General features: G+C 65.5%; 14 protein-coding genes and 4 pseudogenes. 16 read left to right on the forward strand and 2 right to left on the reverse strand.

Annotated features, from left to right (window positions below):
• The 15 genes and pseudogenes from VTU_RS27275 to hflC all read left to right on the forward strand — a co-directional run.
• Positions 1-199, forward strand: a pseudogene (locus VTU_RS27275) (pseudouridine synthase); the annotation flags it as partial.
• 115 nt (positions 200-314) lie between these two features.
• Entirely contained in the window at positions 315-740 is a 426-nt protein-coding gene (gene ndk / locus VTU_RS0113810; RefSeq protein ID WP_010105107.1) for a nucleoside-diphosphate kinase, read from the forward strand.
• Positions 741-824: 84 nt separating this feature from the next.
• Positions 825-1,937, forward strand: a complete 1,113-nt coding sequence (gene rlmN / locus VTU_RS0113815) for a dual-specificity RNA methyltransferase RlmN (protein WP_010105109.1) — start codon at positions 825-827, stop codon at positions 1,935-1,937.
• Positions 1,938-1,971: 34 nt separating this feature from the next.
• Positions 1,972-2,805: a type IV pilus biogenesis/stability protein PilW gene (gene pilW, locus VTU_RS0113820; RefSeq protein WP_010105110.1), complete on the forward strand. Its 834-nt coding sequence runs from the start codon at positions 1,972-1,974 to the stop codon at positions 2,803-2,805.
• 88 nt (positions 2,806-2,893) lie between these two features.
• Positions 2,894-3,079 (forward strand): annotated as a pseudogene (locus VTU_RS34880) (type IV pilus biogenesis/stability protein PilW); the annotation flags it as partial.
• Complete coding sequence (locus tag VTU_RS0113825; RefSeq protein ID WP_010105111.1) at positions 3,072-3,947, forward strand: helix-turn-helix domain-containing protein; 876 nt, start codon at positions 3,072-3,074, stop codon at positions 3,945-3,947. The pseudogene VTU_RS34880 and the gene VTU_RS0113825, both read left to right, overlap by 8 nt.
• Complete coding sequence (gene ispG / locus VTU_RS0113830) at positions 3,948-5,252, forward strand: flavodoxin-dependent (E)-4-hydroxy-3-methylbut-2-enyl-diphosphate synthase (RefSeq protein ID WP_010105112.1); 1,305 nt, start codon at positions 3,948-3,950, stop codon at positions 5,250-5,252.
• Positions 5,253-5,395: 143 nt separating this feature from the next.
• A pseudogene (gene hisS, locus VTU_RS27280) lies at positions 5,396-6,660 on the forward strand (histidine--tRNA ligase).
• 16 nt (positions 6,661-6,676) lie between these two features.
• Positions 6,677-7,363: a YfgM family protein gene (locus tag VTU_RS0113840; RefSeq protein ID WP_010105113.1), complete on the forward strand. Its 687-nt coding sequence runs from the start codon at positions 6,677-6,679 to the stop codon at positions 7,361-7,363.
• 2 nt (positions 7,364-7,365) lie between these two features.
• A complete protein-coding gene (gene bamB, locus VTU_RS0113845) occupies positions 7,366-8,511 on the forward strand; it encodes an outer membrane protein assembly factor BamB (protein WP_029554398.1) in 1,146 nt (381 codons plus the stop codon).
• A gap of 9 nt (positions 8,512-8,520) precedes the next feature.
• The gene (der, locus tag VTU_RS0113850; RefSeq protein WP_010105115.1) at positions 8,521-9,864 is read left to right on the forward strand and encodes a ribosome biogenesis GTPase Der; all 1,344 of its coding nucleotides are present in this window, start codon (positions 8,521-8,523) and stop codon (positions 9,862-9,864) included.
• 111 nt (positions 9,865-9,975) lie between these two features.
• A complete protein-coding gene (hfq, locus tag VTU_RS0113855) occupies positions 9,976-10,230 on the forward strand; it encodes an RNA chaperone Hfq (protein WP_010105116.1) in 255 nt (84 codons plus the stop codon).
• A gap of 72 nt (positions 10,231-10,302) precedes the next feature.
• Positions 10,303-11,478: a GTPase HflX gene (hflX, locus tag VTU_RS0113860; RefSeq protein WP_010105117.1), complete on the forward strand. Its 1,176-nt coding sequence runs from the start codon at positions 10,303-10,305 to the stop codon at positions 11,476-11,478.
• 47 nt (positions 11,479-11,525) lie between these two features.
• Positions 11,526-12,902: an FtsH protease activity modulator HflK gene (hflK, locus tag VTU_RS0113865; protein WP_029554400.1), complete on the forward strand. Its 1,377-nt coding sequence runs from the start codon at positions 11,526-11,528 to the stop codon at positions 12,900-12,902.
• A gap of 9 nt (positions 12,903-12,911) precedes the next feature.
• Positions 12,912-13,817 (forward strand): protease modulator HflC, encoded by a 906-nt coding sequence (hflC, locus tag VTU_RS0113870; protein WP_010105119.1) that lies wholly within the window; start codon positions 12,912-12,914, stop codon positions 13,815-13,817.
• A gap of 50 nt (positions 13,818-13,867) precedes the next feature.
• On the opposite strand, the gene VTU_RS0113875 is transcribed toward hflC, so the two are convergent.
• Complete coding sequence (locus tag VTU_RS0113875; RefSeq protein WP_029554401.1) at positions 13,868-14,146, reverse strand: BrnA antitoxin family protein; 279 nt, start codon at positions 14,144-14,146, stop codon at positions 13,868-13,870.
• Positions 14,130-14,432 carry a BrnT family toxin gene (locus VTU_RS0113880; protein WP_010105121.1) on the reverse strand — a complete coding sequence of 101 codons (303 nt, stop codon included), beginning with the start codon at positions 14,430-14,432 and terminating at the stop codon, positions 14,130-14,132. The genes VTU_RS0113875 and VTU_RS0113880 overlap by 17 nt, the downstream gene beginning before the upstream one ends.
• A gap of 117 nt (positions 14,433-14,549) precedes the next feature.
• On the opposite strand from VTU_RS0113880, the pseudogene uvrA reads away from it, so the two are divergent.
• Positions 14,550-19,162 (forward strand): annotated as a pseudogene (gene uvrA, locus VTU_RS27285) (excinuclease ABC subunit UvrA); the annotation flags it as partial.

A 19,162-nucleotide genomic window follows, 5' to 3' on the forward strand; every position in this document is an offset into this window, starting at 1 on the left:
GAAGCCGTGGCGCAACGGCGCGGGGCCGGGCGCGCGCAGCGGCAACGCCGGCGGCGCTGAGCGCCAGCGCGCAGCCGCGCAGCCGGATCCGATGAAAACCTCCGTGGGCTATATCGGCGGGGACAGCCTGTCGAGACATCGCCAGGACAAACGCCGCCCTGGTGGCGGCGGCGGTCCCCGGCGCGGCGGCGGGCGTTGAGTCCGGGAGTCCAATGCAGGGCCTGCATCGTTAGAATCAGAGACTTTGCCTGGCGGACGAGCGCAACGCAATCCACTTGGCATCATCGCAATATTCATCATCAGGGAACCCCCACATGGCCATCGAGCGCACCCTCTCCATCATCAAGCCCGACGCAGTGGCAAAGAACGTCATCGGAAAAATCTACGCACGCTTTGAAGCGGCTGGCCTGAAGATCGTCGCAGCACGCATGACCCACCTGTCGCATCTGGAAGCGCAGCAGTTCTACGCCGTGCACAAGGAGCGCCCTTTTTTCAAGGATCTGGTGGACTTCATGGTCTCCGGTCCGGTGATGATCCAGGTCCTGGAAGGCGAAAACGCGGTTCTCAAGAACCGCGAACTCATGGGTGCCACGGACCCCAGGAAGGCGGAAGCCGGCACCATCCGCGCCGACTTCGCCGACAGCATCGACGCGAACGCGGTGCACGGCTCCGACGCCGCGGAAACTGCCCGGGCAGAGGTCGCGTTCTTCTTCCCGGGACTGAGCATCTACTCGCGCTGATACCGCCATGCCGTCGTTTCCCATGCCGCATCCTGCCAGCAGCGCGGGATGCGCGCGCCATGGGGACGATGGCGTTCGGCTGCCATGAAAACCAATCTGCTGGAGTTTGACCTCGACGCGTTGGCCGCTTTTTGCGCGCAGTTGGGCGAGCAGCGGTTCCGTGCCACGCAGCTGTTTCGCTGGATTCACCAGCGCGGCGCGAGCGACTTTGGCGCCATGAGCGACCTGGCCAAGGCGCTGCGCAGCAAACTCGAGGGCTGCGCGCGGGTGGAGGCTCTGCCGCTCATCTCCGAGCAGGCAGCGTCAGACGGTACGCTGAAGTGGCTGTTCGACGTGCGCGATGGCAACGCCGTCGAGGCGGTGTTCATCCCGGAAGACGACAGGGGGACGCTATGCGTTTCTTCGCAGGCCGGATGCGCCGTGGGCTGCCGTTTTTGCTCCACCGGCCATCAGGGCTTCAGCCGGAATCTGACGGCGGGCGAGATCGTCGCCCAGCTGTGGTTTGCCGAGCATTCCTTGCGCAAGCGCTTCGGCACCGCAGAGCGGGTGATCACCAACCTGGTGATGATGGGCATGGGCGAGCCCCTGCAGAACTATTCCGCGCTGATCCCGGCCCTGCGGGTGATGCTCGACGACCATGGCTACGGCCTGTCGCGCCGGCGGGTGACCGTGTCGACCTCGGGCGTCGTTCCCATGCTGGACCGCCTGGCACAGGATTGCCCCGTGGCCCTGGCGGTTTCCTTGCATGCCCCGAACGATCCGCTGCGCGACAAGCTGGTGCCGCTCAATCGCAAGTATCCGATCCACGAGCTGCTGCAGGCGTGCAAGCGCTATCTGGTGCATGCGCCGCGGGACTTCATCACGTTCGAGTACTGCATGCTCGATGGCGTCAACGACCAGTTGGCGCAAGCCCGGGAGTTGATCGATCTGGTGCGGGGCGCCGAAATCCGCTGCAAGTTCAACCTCATTCCTTTCAACCCATTCCCCGCGTCGGGGCTGTTGCGTTCGACGCAGAATCAGCTGCTTGCGTTTGCCAAGGTCCTGAGCGACGCCGGAATCGTCACCACGGTGCGCAGGACCCGCGGGGATGATATCGACGCGGCTTGCGGTCAGCTGGCGGGAGACGTCAGGGACCGCACCCGGGCCGTGCTGCGCATCGCAAGGCAGCGCACGATCGAGCTCAAACCGGTGGCTTGAGCGGGTCAACGAGAACACTTCGAGGAGACTCAACATGGTGCAATGGCTTGGACGCTGGCCGCATTTCGTCCGCTGGACGCTCACGGCATGCGGCGCAGTCGCATGCGTGCTGGCGCTGCCGGGCTGTGCGACGAAGAACGCGGACGCCGTCAACGACGCGAACGCCGGGCTGGTCACCCCCTCGGACGAGCCCGAGGTGCGGCGCCGGGCGCGCATCCGGCTGGAACTTGCGGCCAACTATTTCGAGACCGGGCAGACGACCGTGGCCCTGGACGAGGTCAAGCAGGCGCTCACGGCAGACCCCGCGTATGCCGATGCGTTCAACCTGCGTGGCCTGATCTACATGCGGCTCAACGACTTCCCGCAGGCGGAAGACAGTTTCAACCGCGCCCTGGCGCTGCGCAGCGGCGACCCCAGCCTGCTGCACAACTACGGCTGGCTGCTCTGCCAGCAGCGCAAATACGCGCAGGCGGACCCGTACTTCGTCCGGGCGTTGGCCAACCCGGCCTATACGGCACGCGGCAAGACGCTGATGGCGCGTGGACTGTGCCAGTCGGGTGCGGGGCAGTTTCCCGAGGCGGAGCAGTCCTTGCTCAAGGCGTATGAACTCGATGCGGCGAATCCGGTGGTGGGCTACCACCTCGCCGCTCTTTTGCTGCGGCGCAATGAGCTGCCCCGGGCGCAGTTTTATATTCGGCGCATCAACAACAGCGATTGGGCCAATGCCGAGTCCTTGTGGCTGGGAATAAAAATCGAGCGCGCGCTGGGGAGTTCCGTGGCGATGAAGCAGTTGGCAGACCAGCTGCGCAAGCGGTTTCCGGAATCGCGCGAGCAGGGCGCATACGAACGCGGGGCCTTCAGTGAGTGAGCGCATGGGTGACGGCCTGATGGGGCCCGGTCACTTCGATTTCCGGAGGACGCGTAAGTCTGGAGTCAGAAAAATTGCGTAAATCGGGTTTAATATTCGACGCATCAACAACAGCGATTGGGCCAACGCCGAGTCCTTGTGATCGGGGATCAGAATCGAGCGCCCCCTGGCTGGAGGCTCCGTGGCTATGAAACAGTGGACAGAGCAGTTGCGCAAGCGGTTTCCGGATTCGCGCGAGCAGGGCGCATACGAACACGGGGCTTTCAATGAGTGAGAGTGAGGCGGTGGCAAGTGAGGTGACGGCGGGTGGCCTGCTGCGGGAGGCGCGCCAGGCAGCAGGCGTGCATATTGCGGCATTGGCGCTGACACTGAAGGTCCCCGCAAGCAAGCTGGAGGCGCTGGAGGCGGACGAGCATGCGGCATTGCCGGACATGGTGTTCGCGCGGGCCCTTGCGTCCAGCGTCTGCCGGATGCTCAAGGTGGACCCGGCACCGGTTCTGGCACGGCTTCCGCAAAGCCGGAATCCCCCCATGTCGGCAAACCGTGCCGGGCTGAATGCCCCGGTGAAGGGCGGTGCGGGCAAATTTCCTGCCTTCTCCTACACAGCCCCCCAGATCGCGTCGCGTTTGGTGATGCTGCTCGTTCTGCTCCTGCTCGGGGGGGCTTCGCTGCTGTTTTTCATCCCGCGTCTGCAACAAGGGGGCGCCGTCATGCCGGTCCCGGACCTGTCCCCTCCCGATTCGGTGGGGGATGCGTCGATCACCGCCCTGCCTGCTGAAGGGGCTCTCGCGCAGGGGGATCTTGTTCCGGATTCTGTTCCAGTGGCTGCGGACGCCACTCCCGCGGCTGTTCCCGCATCGGGCGCGGCCAGCCCGGCATCGGCTCCTGCTGCGCTGGCCGAGTCTTTGGGCGTGTTGGTATTGCATGCCCGCAGCCTGTCCTGGGTTCGGGTGCGGGACGCCACGGGTGCATTTGCGTTGCAACGCAATCTGCTCGCCGGGGAGTCCGTTTCGGTTGCCGCGCCGATCCCATTGGACGTTGTAATTGGCCGGGCAGACGCCATGGACGTGACGGTTCGTGGCAAGCCCTTTGATCTCGCGCCTGTCTCGCGTGAAAACGTTGCTCGTTTCGAGGTGAAATAAATGATGAAAAACTCCCAAACCAAAATCCAAACCCAAACCGATTTCGAACCCATTGCGCTCGCATCTCCCCACCCCCGCCGCTCGCGCCAGGCGAAGATTGCCTGGGAATCGTGCGTCGTGACCGTGGGGGGCGATGCGCCCGTGCGGGTGCAGTCGATGACCAACACCGACACGGCGGACGCCATCGGCACGGCGATCCAGGTCAAGGAACTGGCCCAGGCGGGCTCGGAATTGGTCCGCATCACGGTGAACACGCCGGAAGCGGCGGCGGCCGTTCCCTCGATCCGCGAACAACTCGACAAGATGGGGCTGAGCGTGCCCCTGGTGGGGGACTTCCATTACAACGGGCACCGCCTGCTCACGGATTTCCCGGACTGCGCGCAGGCGCTTTCCAAGTACCGGATCAACCCGGGAAACGTCGGCCGGGGCGACAAGCGGGACCTGCAGTTCGGCCAGATGATCGACGCCGCGATGCGCTGGGACAAGGTGGTGCGCATCGGTGTGAACTGGGGCAGCCTGGATCAGGAGTTGTTGGCGGATTTGATGGACACCAACAGTCGCCGCAGCACGCCGTGGCAGGTGCGCCAGGTGATGTACGAGGCGCTCGTCAGCTCTGCGGTCGCGTCCGGGCGCCGTGCCGAAGAAATGGGCCTGAATGGCGATCAGATCATTCTTTCGTGCAAGGTCAGCAGCGTTCAGGACTTGATCGCGGTGTACCGTGAACTGGCGCAGCGCTGCGACTACGCGCTGCACCTGGGGCTGACCGAGGCCGGCATGGGGACCAAGGGGACCGTCGCGTCCACTGCCGCGATCGCGATCCTCCTGCAGGAGGGTATTGGCGACACCATCCGCGTGTCCCTGACCCCTCAGCCCGGGGAGGCCCGGACGCAGGAAGTCCTGGTCTCCTGCGAGATTTTGCAGTCGCTGGGAATGCGGGCCTTCGCTCCCAGCGTCACGGCCTGTCCCGGTTGTGGTCGCACCACCAGCACCACGTTCCAGGATCTGGCCAAGCAGATCGACGATTTCCTGCGGTCCCGGATGCCCGTATGGCGCGAGCGCTATCCCGGGGTCGAGAACTTGCGCGTCGCCGTCATGGGCTGCATCGTGAATGGCCCGGGCGAGAGCAAGCAAGCGGATATCGGCATCAGCCTGCCCGGAACGGGCGAGGCGCCCGCAGCGCCGGTCTACATCGATGGCGAAAAGACGACGACCTTGCGCGGGGACAATATTGCCAACGAGTTTCATGAGATCGTCGAGCACTACGTCGAAAAGCGCTTTGGCGTAGAAGAAGAAGCTCACGCCTGATCCCTTGCGTCCTTGCCGCCACCCGCTCGGGCGCGAGCCGGTGGTGGCCTCGACAAAAAACCTGCCGGACAGGGAAAGCCCCCGTGAGCAAAGAAAGAAATACCGCTTCACCCAGGCCGGAGAAACTGCTTGCGGTGAAGGGAATGAACGACATCCTGCCGCCCGAATCCGCCCGGTGGGAGTGGCTCGAAGCCAAGGTCCATGAATTGATGGCCCGGTACGCGTACCGCAGCATCCGCACGCCCATCGTCGAGCCGACGCCGCTGTTTGTGCGCAGCCTGGGCGAGGTCACCGACATCGTCGAGAAGGAGATGTATTCGTTCGAGGATCGTCTCAACGCAGAACTCCTGACCCTGCGTCCCGAGGCCACGGCCGGGGTCGTGCGCGCGGTCGTCGAGCACTCCATGCTCTATGACGGGGGCAAACGGCTCTACTACATGGGACCCATGTTTCGCCACGAGCGCCCGCAAAGGGGGCGCTATCGTCAGTTCCATCAGGTCGGAGCGGAGGCCCTGGGTTTCCCCGGCGCCGAGGTCGATGCGGAGTTGATTCTTCTGGCCCATGCGCTGTGGCGCGAACTGGGCCTGCAAGATGTCCGGCTCGAGATCAACAGCCTGGGCGAGCCGCATGAACGCAGGGCGCACCGCGCCGCCTTGATTGCCCATCTGGAACGGCATATCGACGCCCTGGACGAGGAAGCGCGTCGCCGTCTGCACAGCAATCCTTTGCGGATACTGGACACGAAGAATCCGGCCATGCAGGCCATCGTCGAGGCGGCGCCCCGCTTGCTCGACTTTCTGGGCGACGCATCCCGGGCGCATTTCGACGCGGTGCAATCCATTCTCAGCGCCAACGGCGTGGCATGGACGGTCAATCCCCGGCTCGTGCGCGGAATGGACTACTACAACCTGACGGTTTTCGAGTTCGTCACCGATCGCCTGGGTTCGCAGGGGACGATCTGCGGTGGGGGGCGCTATGACTATCTCGTCGAGCAGGTCGGGGGCAAGGCGGCGCCCGCGGTGGGTTGGGCGCTGGGCATCGAGCGGGTGCTCGAACTGCTTGGGGAGCAGGATCGGGCGCCGCCCGGCCTGGTGCCCGATGCGTACGCCATCATCCCCTGCGTTGCCGTTCTGCCCTTGGCCATGCGCACGATCGAGCGCTTGCGGCAGCAGGGCGTGAGCGTGCAGATGCACGCCGCGCCTGCGGGGGCGAGGGAATGGGCAGCATGAAATCCCAGTTCAAGAAGGCGGACGCCAGCGGGGCCTTGTACGCGCTCGTGTTTGGCGAAGAGGAGTCCTCGCGGGGCATGGTGACCGTGAAGTCGCTGCGCGATGGTGTCGGCGCGCAGGTCGAGCGCCCGCTGGACACCATTGCCCAGTGGTCGGGCACCCTACAATCGGCCTGCTGAACAGACTATTCCTCCCATGGCCAATCACCTCGACCTCGAAGAACAAGAACAACTGGACCAACTCAAGCATTTCTGGAACCGCTGGGGCACCCTCATCGGCTCGGTGCTGGTTCTGGTGGCCGGTTCCGCGGCCGCGTGGAATGGCTACCAGTATTGGCAGAACCGGCAGGCGACGCAGGCGGCAGCGCTCTTTGACGCGCTCGACGCCGCAGCGCGCACGGGCGATCGGTCGCGCATGGAACAGGCCTTTGGCGACCTGAAATCCAAATATCCGGGCACTGCACAAGCGGGGCAGGCGGCCCTGGCCCTGGCCAAGGCCATGCAGGATGCGGGCAACGCCGATGGCGCGAAGCAAGCGCTTGGCTGGGTGGCGCAGCAGTCCACCGACGAGGGGCTCAAGGCCCTGGCCAGGCTGCGTCTGTCGGGCGTGCTGATGGACCAGAAAAACCATGAGGAAGCCCTCGAGCAACTCTCCGGCAGTTTCCCGCCTGAATTTGCGCCCCTCGTTGCCGACCGCCGGGGGGACATCCTCGTCTTGCAGGAAAAACGCCCGCAGGCCATTGCCGAGTACACCAAGGCTTACCAGGGTTTCGAGGAAGGTGCGGAATACCGGCACCTTATCGAGTTCAAGCTGAACGCCCTGGGTGTCGCGCCGCAGGCTGCCGTCGTGGCTGCGGCCGCATCCTCTGCGGAGACCAAGTGAGCATGGCATCGATTGGCTACCCGTTCCTTGTGCGTGGCGCTGCGTGCACGCTGCTTGCTGCGGCGCTGGCAGGATGTTCGTCGTGGGGCAGCAGCCCCCGCCCCGTGCCGGAAGATTTGGGGGCGAACGTCCCCATTCTCGGCGTTCACCAGGTATGGACCTCCCGCGTTGGCAGCGTTGCCGGGCTGCATCTGGAGGTCTCCGTTGCGGGCCATGTGGCGACGCTGGCCTCCGCCGACGGCGTGGTCGCTGCGATCGACGCGCGCACCGGCGGTGACGTCTGGCGCATTGCGCTGGGAGAGCCATTGTCGGCGGGTGTCGGGAGCGATGGGCGCTTGGCGGCCGTGGTCTCGCGCGACAACGCGCTGATCGTCATCGACGCCGGTCGCCTGCGCTGGCGGGAGACCCTGCCCGCCCAAGTGTTTACGCCCCCTCTGGTCGCCGGTGGGCGTGTTTTCGTGCTGGCTGCGGACCGTTCGGTGTCCGCCTACGACGCGGCCACCGGGCGCCAGCTATGGGTCCAGCAGCGTCCCGGCGAGCCGCTGGTTTTGCGCCAGGCAGGGGTTCTTCTGGCGCGGGGCGACACCCTGGTCGTCGGACTGTCTGGCCGCCTCGTGGGATTCAACCCCGACAACGGCAACGTGCGCTGGGAGGCGCCCCTTGCGAACCCGCGGGGGACCAACGACGTGGAGCGCCTGGTGGAATTGGTCGGCCGCACCAGCCGGGTTGGAGACAGCGTGTGCGCGCGATCCTTCCAGGCCGCGGTGGGCTGCGTGGATACCGCAAGAGGCACTGTCGCCTGGACGCAAGCGGCCAGTGGTGCAGAGGGTGTTCACGGCGATGAGCAGGCGCTCTTTGGCACGGAAAGTAACGGCACGCTTGTCGCATGGCGCCGCAGCGACGGAGGGCGTTTGTGGACCAGTGACCGGCTCAAGCATCGGAAGCTGACGGCGCCCTTGCTGCTCGGACGCTCCGTAGTGGTCGGTGACGATGCGGGTCTGGTTCATTTGCTGTCGCGCACGGACGGTGCTTCGCTGAACCGCATTTCCACGGATGGATCGGGTATTGCGGCGGCGCCGGTGGTGGCCGCCGACACGCTGGTGTTCGTTACCCGCAATGGCGCCATTTACGGATTCCGTCCCGATTGACTGCCTTCGATGAAGCCAGTCATCGCTATCGTGGGGCGTCCGAATGTCGGCAAGTCCACGCTGTTCAATCGTCTGACCAAGTCCCGCGACGCCATCGTGGCCGACTTTGCCGGGCTGACACGCGACCGGCATTACGGCAACGGCAGGCAGGGCAGGTACGAATACATCGTCATTGACACCGGGGGCTTTGAGCCGGATGCGTCTGACGGAATCTACCGGGAGATGGCCAGGCAGACGCAGCAGGCGGTTGCCGAGGCCGACGTGGTCATCTTCGTCGTCGATGCCCGCGCCGGCGTGTGTGCCCAGGACCAGGACATCGCCAACTACCTGCGGCGCTCGGGCAGGCCGTGCGTGCTGGTGGCGAACAAGGCCGAGGGCATGCTCGAGGGCGCGCAACCGGCGCAGTTCTACGAACTGGGACTCGGGACGGTCTACCCGGTATCTGCGTCCCATGGGCAGGGGGTCCGCGACTTGGTGGAGGTGGCCCTCGACCCCCTGCATTTGCCGGAACAGGACGCATCGGATGCGAACGCCGACAAGGGCACGATCCGGCTCGCCGTGGCGGGGCGCCCGAACGTCGGCAAATCCACGTTGATCAATACATGGTTGGGCGAGGAACGGCTCGTCGTCTTCGACATGCCCGGAACCACCCGGGATGCGATCGTGGTGCCTTTTGAACGCAGTGGTCAGCGCTTTGAACTGGTGGATACGGCGGGACTGCGCCGCAAAGGCAAGGTCTTTGCGGCGGTCGAGAAGTTTTCGGTCGTGAAAACACTTCAGGCCATAGAGTCTGCGCATGTCGTGCTGCTGGTGTTGGACGCCACCCAGGGCGTCACGGATCAGGATGCCCATATCGCGGGATACATTTTGGAGAGCGGGCGCTCCGTCACGCTCGCCGTGAACAAGTGGGACGCTGTTGACGCCTACCAACGCCAGTTGTTGCAACGGTCCATAGAGAGTCGGCTGGCGTTCCTGAAGTTTGCCGCGCTGCATTTCATTTCGGCACAAAAGCGCCAGGGCCTCGGTCCGTTGTGGGCTTCCATCGTCCAGGCGTATCGCTCCGCAAATTGCAAGATGTCTACGCCCGTGCTGACCAGGCTGCTGCTGGAAGCCGTGCAGTTCCAAAGTCCCAAGCGGGCAGGCATGTTCCGTCCCAAAATGCGTTACGCTCACCAGGGCGGAATGAATCCCCCGGTGATCGTCATCCACGGGAACTCGCTGGAGCATGTGACGGATGCCTACAAACGTTTTCTGGAAGGGCGTTTTCGCAAGGCGTTCGATCTGGAGGGAACGCCGCTGAGGATCGAACTGAAAACTTCACACAATCCCTTTGTCAACAAGGACGAGGGTTGATGAGGCAAAGGCAGTGTTTGCGCAGGGCCATGTCTTGTCGCCCGCAAGACAACTGCGGGATTTGTGGTAAGGTGCGGTTTTAACAACAACGCTTTGAACACGGAGGATATCGTGAGCAATAAAGGCCAACTCTTGCAGGACCCCTTCCTCAACACCTTGCGTCGGGAGCATGTTCCGGTCTCCATTTATTTGGTGAACGGCATCAAACTGCAAGGGCAGATCGAATCATTTGATCAGTACGTGGTGTTGCTGCGCAATACAGTGACCCAGATGGTCTACAAGCACGCGATCTCCACGATTGTTCCGGGTCGCGCGGTCAACTTTTCTACGGCAGATGCCCCTGATGCAGACGGCAGCAGCGCCTGAGTCGTTGCCGCCCGGCTGCCGATTTTCGCGATCTTCGTTCCTGAGTCGGGCGCAACGAAAGGGCGGCGCGCTTTGAGCTCGGCCACATCTCCGCAGGAAGACAGCGCGGCCGTGCTCTTGGTCGGGGTGGACCTCGGCCTGCCCCACTTCGACGGCGATCTCGAGGAATTGGGATTGCTCGCGCAGACGGCGGGCATGCGCCCCGTCGCCCGCATTACCTGCAAGCGCCAGGCGCCCGATGCGGCGTTGTTCGTGGGCAGTGGCAAGGCAGATGAAATCCGGACCCTGGCGCAGATGCATGGCGCGGCAGAAGTGCTGTTTGACCAGTCTCTGAGCCCGGCGCAGCAGCGCAATCTGGAGCGCCACATCGAGTTGCCCGTGAATGACCGCACGCTCTTGATCCTTGAGATCTTCGCCCAGCGTGCGCGCAGCCACGAGGGCAAATTGCAGGTCGATCTCGCCAGGCTCCAGTATTCGAGCACGCGCCTGGTGCGGCGCTGGTCGCACCTGGAGCGCCAGAGCGGGGGGATTGGTGGGCACGGGGGCCCGGGCGAGAAGCAGATCGAACTCGACCGGCGCATGATCGGCGACGCCATCAAGCGAACCCGCGAGCGCCTGGAAAAGGTCAAGCGGCAACGATCGACGCAGCGTCGGCGGCGTGAGCGGCGCGATACCTTCAACATCTCGCTCGTGGGCTACACCAACGCGGGCAAATCCACGCTTTTCAACGCCTTGGTAAAGGCGCGTGTCTACGCCGCAGACCAATTGTTTGCGACCCTGGACACCACGACCCGCCAACTGTATCTTGCCGACGCGCAGCGTTCCGTATCCCTGTCCGATACCGTAGGGTTTATCCGGGACTTGCCGCACGGTCTGGTGGATGCCTTTCAGGCCACGCTCCAGGAGGCCGTGGACGCCGATCTGCTGCTTCACGTCGTAGACGCTTCAAGCCCGGATTTCCCTGAGCAAATGGCCCAGGTGCACCGTGTTTTGCATGAAATCGGGGCCGCTGATGTTGCGCAAATAGTGGTCTTCAACAAGCTGGACGCGCTTGTGGCCGAGCGACGCCCCCCGATTCTGCAAGACCGCTACGAGGTCGCCGGGCAACTGCTGCCACGCTTGTTCGTGAGCGCCCGAACGGGTGAGGGGCTGGATAATCTGCGGCGTACACTTTCGGACAAAGTGCTTGCCGCGCAGGCCGGCAGGCTTTCGGGCGACGGCGTTGAGTTGCCGGATGTCCGGCCCTGATCGGAAACAGATCGATTGACGCCACCAGAGAATCAGAGACTTCGCGCATGAATTTGCAAAAAACCACCCTGCGCTGGGCTTGGCTGCCGGAACGCATCCGGGGCATGCTCAACCTGAACGACCCGCGTTGGGGTCGAGGGGAAGACAAGCCGCCGCAAGAAGGTGAACGCCCCGAGGAGCCGCCACCCGCACCGCCGCCGCCCGCACCGCCACCGCCCGGAAATCGGGGGAGCGGTCAGCGTCCGAAGAATGGACAACCGCCAGATCTCGACGAACTCTGGCGGGACTTGAATCGCAAACTGGGAGGCTTGTTTGGCGGCCGGAACGGCGGTGGCCGGCGGCCGGGCAACGGCGGCGGGGTCGAGCCCGGAATGAAGAGCGCCGGGGTGGGCGCCGGCTTGGTTGCCGCAATCGTCTTCGTCATCTGGATGGGCACGGGCTTCTTTATCGTCCAGGAGGGGCAGCAGGCCGTCATAACCCAGTTTGGAAAATACAAGGGCACCGTGGGAGCCGGTTTCAACTGGCGCTTGCCGTACCCCATAGAGCGCCATGAACTGGTCTTCGTGACCCAGATCCGCTCGACGGATGTGGGCAGCGACGCGACCATCAAGAGCACGGGGCTCAGAGGGTCGGCAATGCTCACGGAGGACGAGAACATCGTCGAGATCAAATTTTCCGTGCAGTATCGTTTGAACGATGCCCGGGCTTGGTTGTTCGAGAGCAAGAATCCCTCGGAAGCCGTCGTTCAGGCGGCGGAAACGGCTGTGCGCGAAGTCGTCGGCAAGATGCGCATGGATACTGCCTTGGCAGAGGAACGCGACCAGATTGCGCCCCGTGTCCGTATCTTGATGCAGACGATTCTCGATCGCTACAAGGTTGGCGTCGAAGTGGTGGGAATCAATCTGCAGCAGGGCGGCGTGCGCCCGCCGGAGCAGGTGAAGGCGTCTTTTGACGACGTGTTGAAGGCCGCTCAAGAGCGCGAGCGGGCCAAGAATGAGGCCCAGGCCTACGCGAATGACGTCATCCCGCGCGCGGCCGGTTCCGCGTCCCGCCTCGAGCAAGAGGCCTCCGCGTACAAGGCGCGCATCGTGGCGCAGGCGCAAGGGGACGCGCAGCGCTTTTCTTCGGTTCTGGCGGAGTACCAAAAGGCCCCGCAAGTCACGCGCGACCGGATATATCTGGACGCAATGCAGCAGATTTACGGCAATGTGACCAAGATTCTGGTGGACTCCCGCCAGGGCTCCCAACTGCTGTACCTGCCGCTCGACAAGATCATGCAAGGCGCCGCGGGGGGCGCTGCCCCGGTCGATTCCTCGGCTGCGGGTGCGGCTTCCTCGGTGGCGCCTGCGGCGCCGGCGGCCCCTTTTTCGAATGACCCCCGGGCGCGCGACAGCAGCCGCACCCGGGACCGTGAATCGCGCTAGGAGCAAGTCGTGAACAGAGTCGGATTCATTGCCTCCACCTGCCTGGTGGTGCTTGCCCTGATGAGCTCCATGCTTTTCGTGGTGGATCAACGCCAGTTCGGCGTGCTTTATGCGTTGGGCCAGATCAAGGAAGTGATCACCGAGCCGGGCCTGAACTTCAAGCTGCCCCCGCCGTTCCAGAACGTGTCGTATATCGACAAACGCCTGCTGACGTTGGACAGCATGGACACGGAGCCGGTGCTGACCGCCGAAAAGCAGCGGGTGGTGATCGACTGGTACGTGCGCTGGCGCATCTCCGAGCCCACGGAATACATCCGCAACGTGGGCCTGGACGAGAGTGCCGGCGCCATGCAACTCAACCGCGTGGTGCGCAACGCCTTTCAGGAAGAGATCAACCGGCGCACCGTCAAGGAACTTCTCTCGCTCAAGAGGGAGGCCTTGATGGCGGACGTCAAGCGCGAGGTTCTCGACACCGTCCGTGGCGCCAAGCCATGGGGCGTGGACGTCGTGGACGTGCGCATCACCCGCGTGGACTATGTGGAGGCCATTACCGAATCCGTGTACCGCCGCATGGAGGCAGAGCGCAAGCGGGTGGCGAACGAACTGCGCTCCACCGGCGCTGCCGAGGGGGAGAAAATCCGGGCCGATGCGGATCGACAGCGTGAGGTCGCGATAGCCAATGCATACCGGGACGCGCAGAAGGTCAAGGGCGAGGGCGACGCGGAAGCTGCGCGCATCTATGCCGAAGCCTTTGGCCGTGACCCGCAGTTCGCACTGTTTTATCGCAGCCTTGAAGCCTATAAGTCGAGTTTCAACAAAAAGAGCGATGTGCTGGTGCTCGATCCCTCGTCGTCGGACTTTTTCAAAGCCTTCCGCGGGCCTGCGGCAGGCCAGGCACCCGCTGCGCGCAAGTAGCGACAGAGCCCGCCCCGGCCCGGGTCGTTGGTGCGTCGGCGCGCGCCAGTTCAATGGGGATGGACTTTTTCCTGCAGCCAAACCTTGATGAGCGATTGGTACGGAACGTCGCGCGCGTTGGCCGCCGTTTTGATGGAGTCCAGCAGGTGCTGAGGCAGCCGAAGGGAGATCGTCTTGGTCGTCGGCTTCAAGTTGGGCAACGACACCTTCCGGGCCTTGGACCAGTCAAAGTGTTGGGTGGAATCGTTGGCCTCCCAGTACGCCCGCTCGTCTTGCTCGCTGGCGAAATGAGGGGGCGGCTTCAATGCGGTCTTAGTGGGCTTGGTCATAAATTACTCGCTCTTTTCGGTGCATGTCTCTGGCAGAGATCACGCGAATCAGTGGGTCCGCCTTCCTCAACGTGAAGGTGATGTGCAGTACACGCCCTGCATCGGTCTTGCCCAAAGCGTGCATGCGAGGTTCCCGTTGGCTGTGGCTCGTGTCTTCCAGAAGCAGGAGCGGTGTATTGAAGAACACCTGTTCCGCCTCTGCCATGGAGACGTCATGCTTGTCTTGGCTTTTGCGGGCGTTGCCAGCGTCCCAGTCGAAGCCACTGATCTTGCTGAGGTCAAGCATTTTTGTATATTACCATAGTATACAAGCGGCAGCAGCGCCAGGTTTTTTCAGACGCTCGGAGGTCTCTGGGGCTTGGCGCCTAGAATGCCCCCGCCCCACCCCCGAAAGACTGCCTCCATGACCCAGGGACTGATCCGCATCCGCGGCGCGCGCCAGAACAACCTCAAAAACCTGGACTTGGACATCCGCACGGGGGAGCTTACGGTGGTCACCGGCCCCAGTGGCTCGGGCAAGTCCAGTCTGGTTTTCGACACGCTCTACGCCGAGGGCCAGCGGCGCTATGTGGAAACCTTCAGCGCCTATGCGCGCCAGTTTCTCGAGCGCATGGACCGGCCTGCCGTGGACCGGGTCGATGGCGTGCCCCCGGCGATCGCCATCGACCAGACGAACCCGGTGCGTTCGAGCCGCTCCACCGTGGGCACCATGACGGAGCTCAACGACCATTTGAAGCTGCTGTTCGCGCGCGCGGGCCAGCTGTTCGACCAGCACACGGGCCAGCCGGTGCGCCACGATTCGCCCGAGACGATTTATGCCGAGTTGCAGCGGCGCTGCGCGCGGGCGGGCGACCCGCGCATCGTGCTGACCTTTGCGGTGGAACTGCCTGCCGATACCTCGGCCGGGCAGCTCGCGCAATGGCTGTCGGCCGGCGGCTTTACCCGGGTGCAGGCCGAGCACGCAGTGAGCACGCCGACCGGGCCGCGCAGGCAGCTCGACGTGGTGGCCGACAGCCTGCGCCTGGGCAGCGCCGAAAAGGCCCGGGTCATCGAGGCCATCGAGCTCGCGCTCAAGCGCGGCAGCGGGTTGCTGACCGTGTACTGCCCGCTCGAAGCGGGCGCGCCCGCGCTGTGGCGTTTTTCCACGGGCCTGCATTGCCCGGACAGCGGGCTGCGCTACGGCGAGCCGATTGCGGGGCTGTTTTCCTTCAACTCCGCCGTAGGCGCCTGCGCGTGCTGCCGCGGCTTTGGCCGGGTGATCGGGGTGGACTACGGCCTGGTCATCCCGAACGGCGGGCTGACGCTGCGCGCCGGTGCCATCAAGCCGATCCAGACCCCGGCCTGGAAAGAGTCGCAGGACGACCTCATGCGCCACGCCGAGACGGCGGGAATCCCGCGCGACACGCCCTGGCGCCAGCTCACCGAGGCACAGAAGCAATGGGTCATCGGCGGCGCGCCCGGCTACCGGGACGGGCAGTGGAACCGGCAGTGGTACGGCGTCGGGCGCTTCTTCGAATACCTGGAGAGCAAGGCCTACAAGATGCACATCCGCGTGCTCCTGTCCAAGTACCGCAGCTACACCACTTGCCCTGTCTGCGCGGGCGCGCGCCTGAAGACCGAGAGCCTGCTGTGGCGCATGGGCAGCCAGGATGCGGCCGACGCGGTGCTCGACCCTGGCCAGCGCTTCATGCCCGAGGGCGTGCAGTGGAGCCGTGCGCAGCTCGAGGCCCTGCCCGGTCTGTGCCTGCATGACCTGATGCGGCTGCCCATCGAGCGGCTGCGGCGTTTTTTTGCGCGCATCGCTGGCGCGGAGCATGCTGGCGCGGGCGGTGCGGGCGAGGCCCAGGCGCTGAAACTGTTGTTTGAGGAAATCGGCACCCGCCTCAAATACCTGTGCGACGTGGGCCTGGGCTATCTGACGCTTGATCGGCAAAGCCGCACCCTGAGCGGCGGCGAGGTGCAGCGCATCAACCTCACCACGGCGCTGGGCACCAGCTTGGTGAACACGCTATTCGTTCTCGACGAGCCGAGCATCGGCCTGCACCCGCGCGACATGCAGCGCATCACCGAGGCCATGCTGCGCCTGCGCGACGCGGGCAATACGCTGGTGGTCGTCGAGCACGACCCGGCCGTGATGCTCGCGGCGGACCGCATGATCGACATGGGTCCCGGCCCGGGTCGCCAGGGCGGGCAGATCGTCTTCGACGGCAGCATGGCGGATCTGCGCCACGCCGACACCTTGACGGGCGCCTACCTGAGCGGGCGCAGGCAGGTGGGTCCGGGCTTGCGGCGCCTGGTGACCGAGGCCACGCCGCGCCTGATCCTCGAAGGTGCGCGCGAGCACAACCTGCAAGGCATATCGGTCGGCTTTCCGCTGCAGCGCCTGGTCACCGTCACCGGCGTCAGCGGCTCGGGAAAGTCCAGCCTGATCCAGGACGTGCTGGCCCCGGCGCTCATGCGCCACTTTGGCCGTGCCAGCGACAGTCCGGGCGCGCACGAGCGCATGCTCGGCGCGGAGCAGCTCGCGGACGTGGTGTTCGTGGACCAGTCGCCCATCGGCAAGACCGCGCGCTCCAACCCCGTGAGCTACGTCGGCGCCTGGGACGGAGTCCGTGCGCTGTACGCCGCGGCGCCGCTGGCGCTGCAGCGCAGCTACGGCGCGGGCAAATTCAGCTTCAACAACGGCGACGGGCGCTGCCCCGGCTGCGGCGGTTCGGGCTTCGAGCATGTGGAGATGCAATTCCTCTCCGACGTCTACCTGCGCTGCCCGGACTGCGACGGTCGGCGCTACCGGCCGGAGATTCTGGAGGTGCGCATCGAGCGCGGCGGCCGCAGCCTGAACGTGGCCGAGGTGCTGGCGCTCACCGTGGCCGAGGCCTGCGCGCTGTTTGCCGGCGACCGCGAGGTGCTGCGCGCGCTGCAGCCCATCGTCGACGTGGGGCTCGAATACCTGGCGCTGGGCCAGCCCGTCCCCACCCTCTCGGGCGGCGAGGCGCAGCGCCTCAAACTCGCAGGCCATCTGGCCGAGGCCGCCAAGAGCGCGGCCCCGTCGCGCCAGGCGGTGGCGCGCAAGGGCACGCTGTTCCTGTTCGACGAGCCCACGACGGGGCTGCATTTCGACGACATCGCCCGGCTCATGCGCGCGCTGCGCAAGCTCGTTGACGCGGGGCATTCGCTGGTCGTGATCGAGCACAACCTGGACGTGATCCGCGCCAGCGACTGGCTCATCGACCTGGGCCCCGAGGGCGGCGACGCCGGCGGGCGCATCGTCGCCGAAGGCCCGCCCGAGGAGCTGCGCCAGCACGCCAGCTCGCACACCGGCCAGGCGCTGCGCGACTACGAGCGGACCCTGGGCGTGGGGGCCACGCGGTGCAGGAGGCCGGGCCGCGCAGGCCGCCTGCGCGGCAGGCGCCGGCTGCGCCAGACGCGATCCAGATCGTGAACGCCAAGGAGCACAACCTCAGGAGCCTGAGCGTGGACATTCCGCACGGCAGGTTCAGCGTGATCACCGGCGTGAGCGGATCGGGCAAGTCCACGCTGGCCTTCGACATTTTGTTCAACGAGGGCCAGCGCCGCTATCTGGAAAGCCTCAACGCCTACGCGCGCAGCATCGTGCAGCCCGCGGGGCGGCCCGAGGTGGACGCGGTGTACGGCATCCCGCCCACCGTGGCCATCGAGCAGCGCCTCTCGCGCGGCGGGCGCAAGTCCACCGTGGGAACGAGCACCGAGGTCTGGCATTTTCTGCGCCTGCTGTACGTGAAACTGGGCACCCAGCACTGCGTGCGCGACGGCACGGCGGTGCAGCCGCAGACGCCCGAGAGCATCGCCGCCCAGTTGCTCACGCAGTTTCGCGGCCAGCACATCGGGCTGCTCGCGCCGCTGGTGCTGCACCGCAAGGGCGTATACACCGAGCTTGCGGACTGGGCCCGCGCGCGCGGCCACAGCCATCTGCGCGTGGACGGTGAGTTCCTGCCCACCACCCCTTTCCCGCGCATCGACCGCTTCAAGGAGCACACCATCGAGCTGCCCGTCGCCAGCCTCGACGCTGCGCCCGGGAACGAGGCGCTGCTGCACCGCGCGCTGGCCGAGGCGCTCACGCACGGCAAGGGCGTGGTGCATGTGCTCGGCAGCCTGGGCGGCCTGCGCGCCGCCATGGCCGGCGGCCGGTCCACGGCAGGAATCGGTCCGCTGCAGGTGTTCTCCACCCGGCGCGCCTGCCCGGTCTGCGCCACCTCGTATGCCGAACTGGAGCCACGCCTTTTCTCCTACAACAGCCGGCACGGCTGGTGCCCCGACTGCGTGGGAACGGGCCTGAAGCTGAGCCGGGAGCAGCGCAAGCTGTTCGACGACACGCAGCCCGATGACCGGGAAAAGGGCCGTGAGCGCAGCTTTGCCGAGCCCGAGGTCGAAGACCTGGCCGACAGCGCCTGCCCCGGCTGCCGCGGCACGCGCCTGAACGCGACCGCGCGCGCCGTGCGCTTCGCGGGCGTGGCCATCACCGACATGGCCGCGCTCCCGGTGAGCGACATGCGCCGCTGGGTCGAGGGGCTGCGCAGCGCCGGCGGCATGACCCGGCGCGAGGCCGACATCGCCCGCGACCTGCTGCCCGAGATCCAGAGCCGCCTCGAATTCCTCGAAGCCGTCGGCCTGGGCTACCTCACGCTGGAGCGGGGCGCGCCCACGCTCAGCGGTGGCGAGGCGCAGCGCATCCGCCTGGCCGCGCAACTGGGCGGCAACCTGCAGGGCGTGTGCTACGTGCTCGACGAACCGACCATCGGCCTGCACGCGCGCGACAACCGCATCCTGCTCGACGCCCTGCACCGGCTCGGGGACAGGGGCAACACCCTGGTGGTGGTCGAGCACGACGAAGACACCATCCGCCGCGCCGAGCACATCATCGACATCGGCCCGGGCGCGGGCCGGCGCGGCGGGCGGCTGGTGGCGCAGGGCAGCGTGGCGGACGTCAGCGCGGCCAGCGATTCGCAAACCGGCCGCTACCTGCTGCACGCCATGCGG

It is taken from the genome of Verminephrobacter aporrectodeae subsp. tuberculatae At4 (genome assembly GCF_000193225.1).
Classification (GTDB): domain Bacteria; phylum Pseudomonadota; class Gammaproteobacteria; order Burkholderiales; family Burkholderiaceae_C; genus Acidovorax; species Acidovorax aporrectodeae.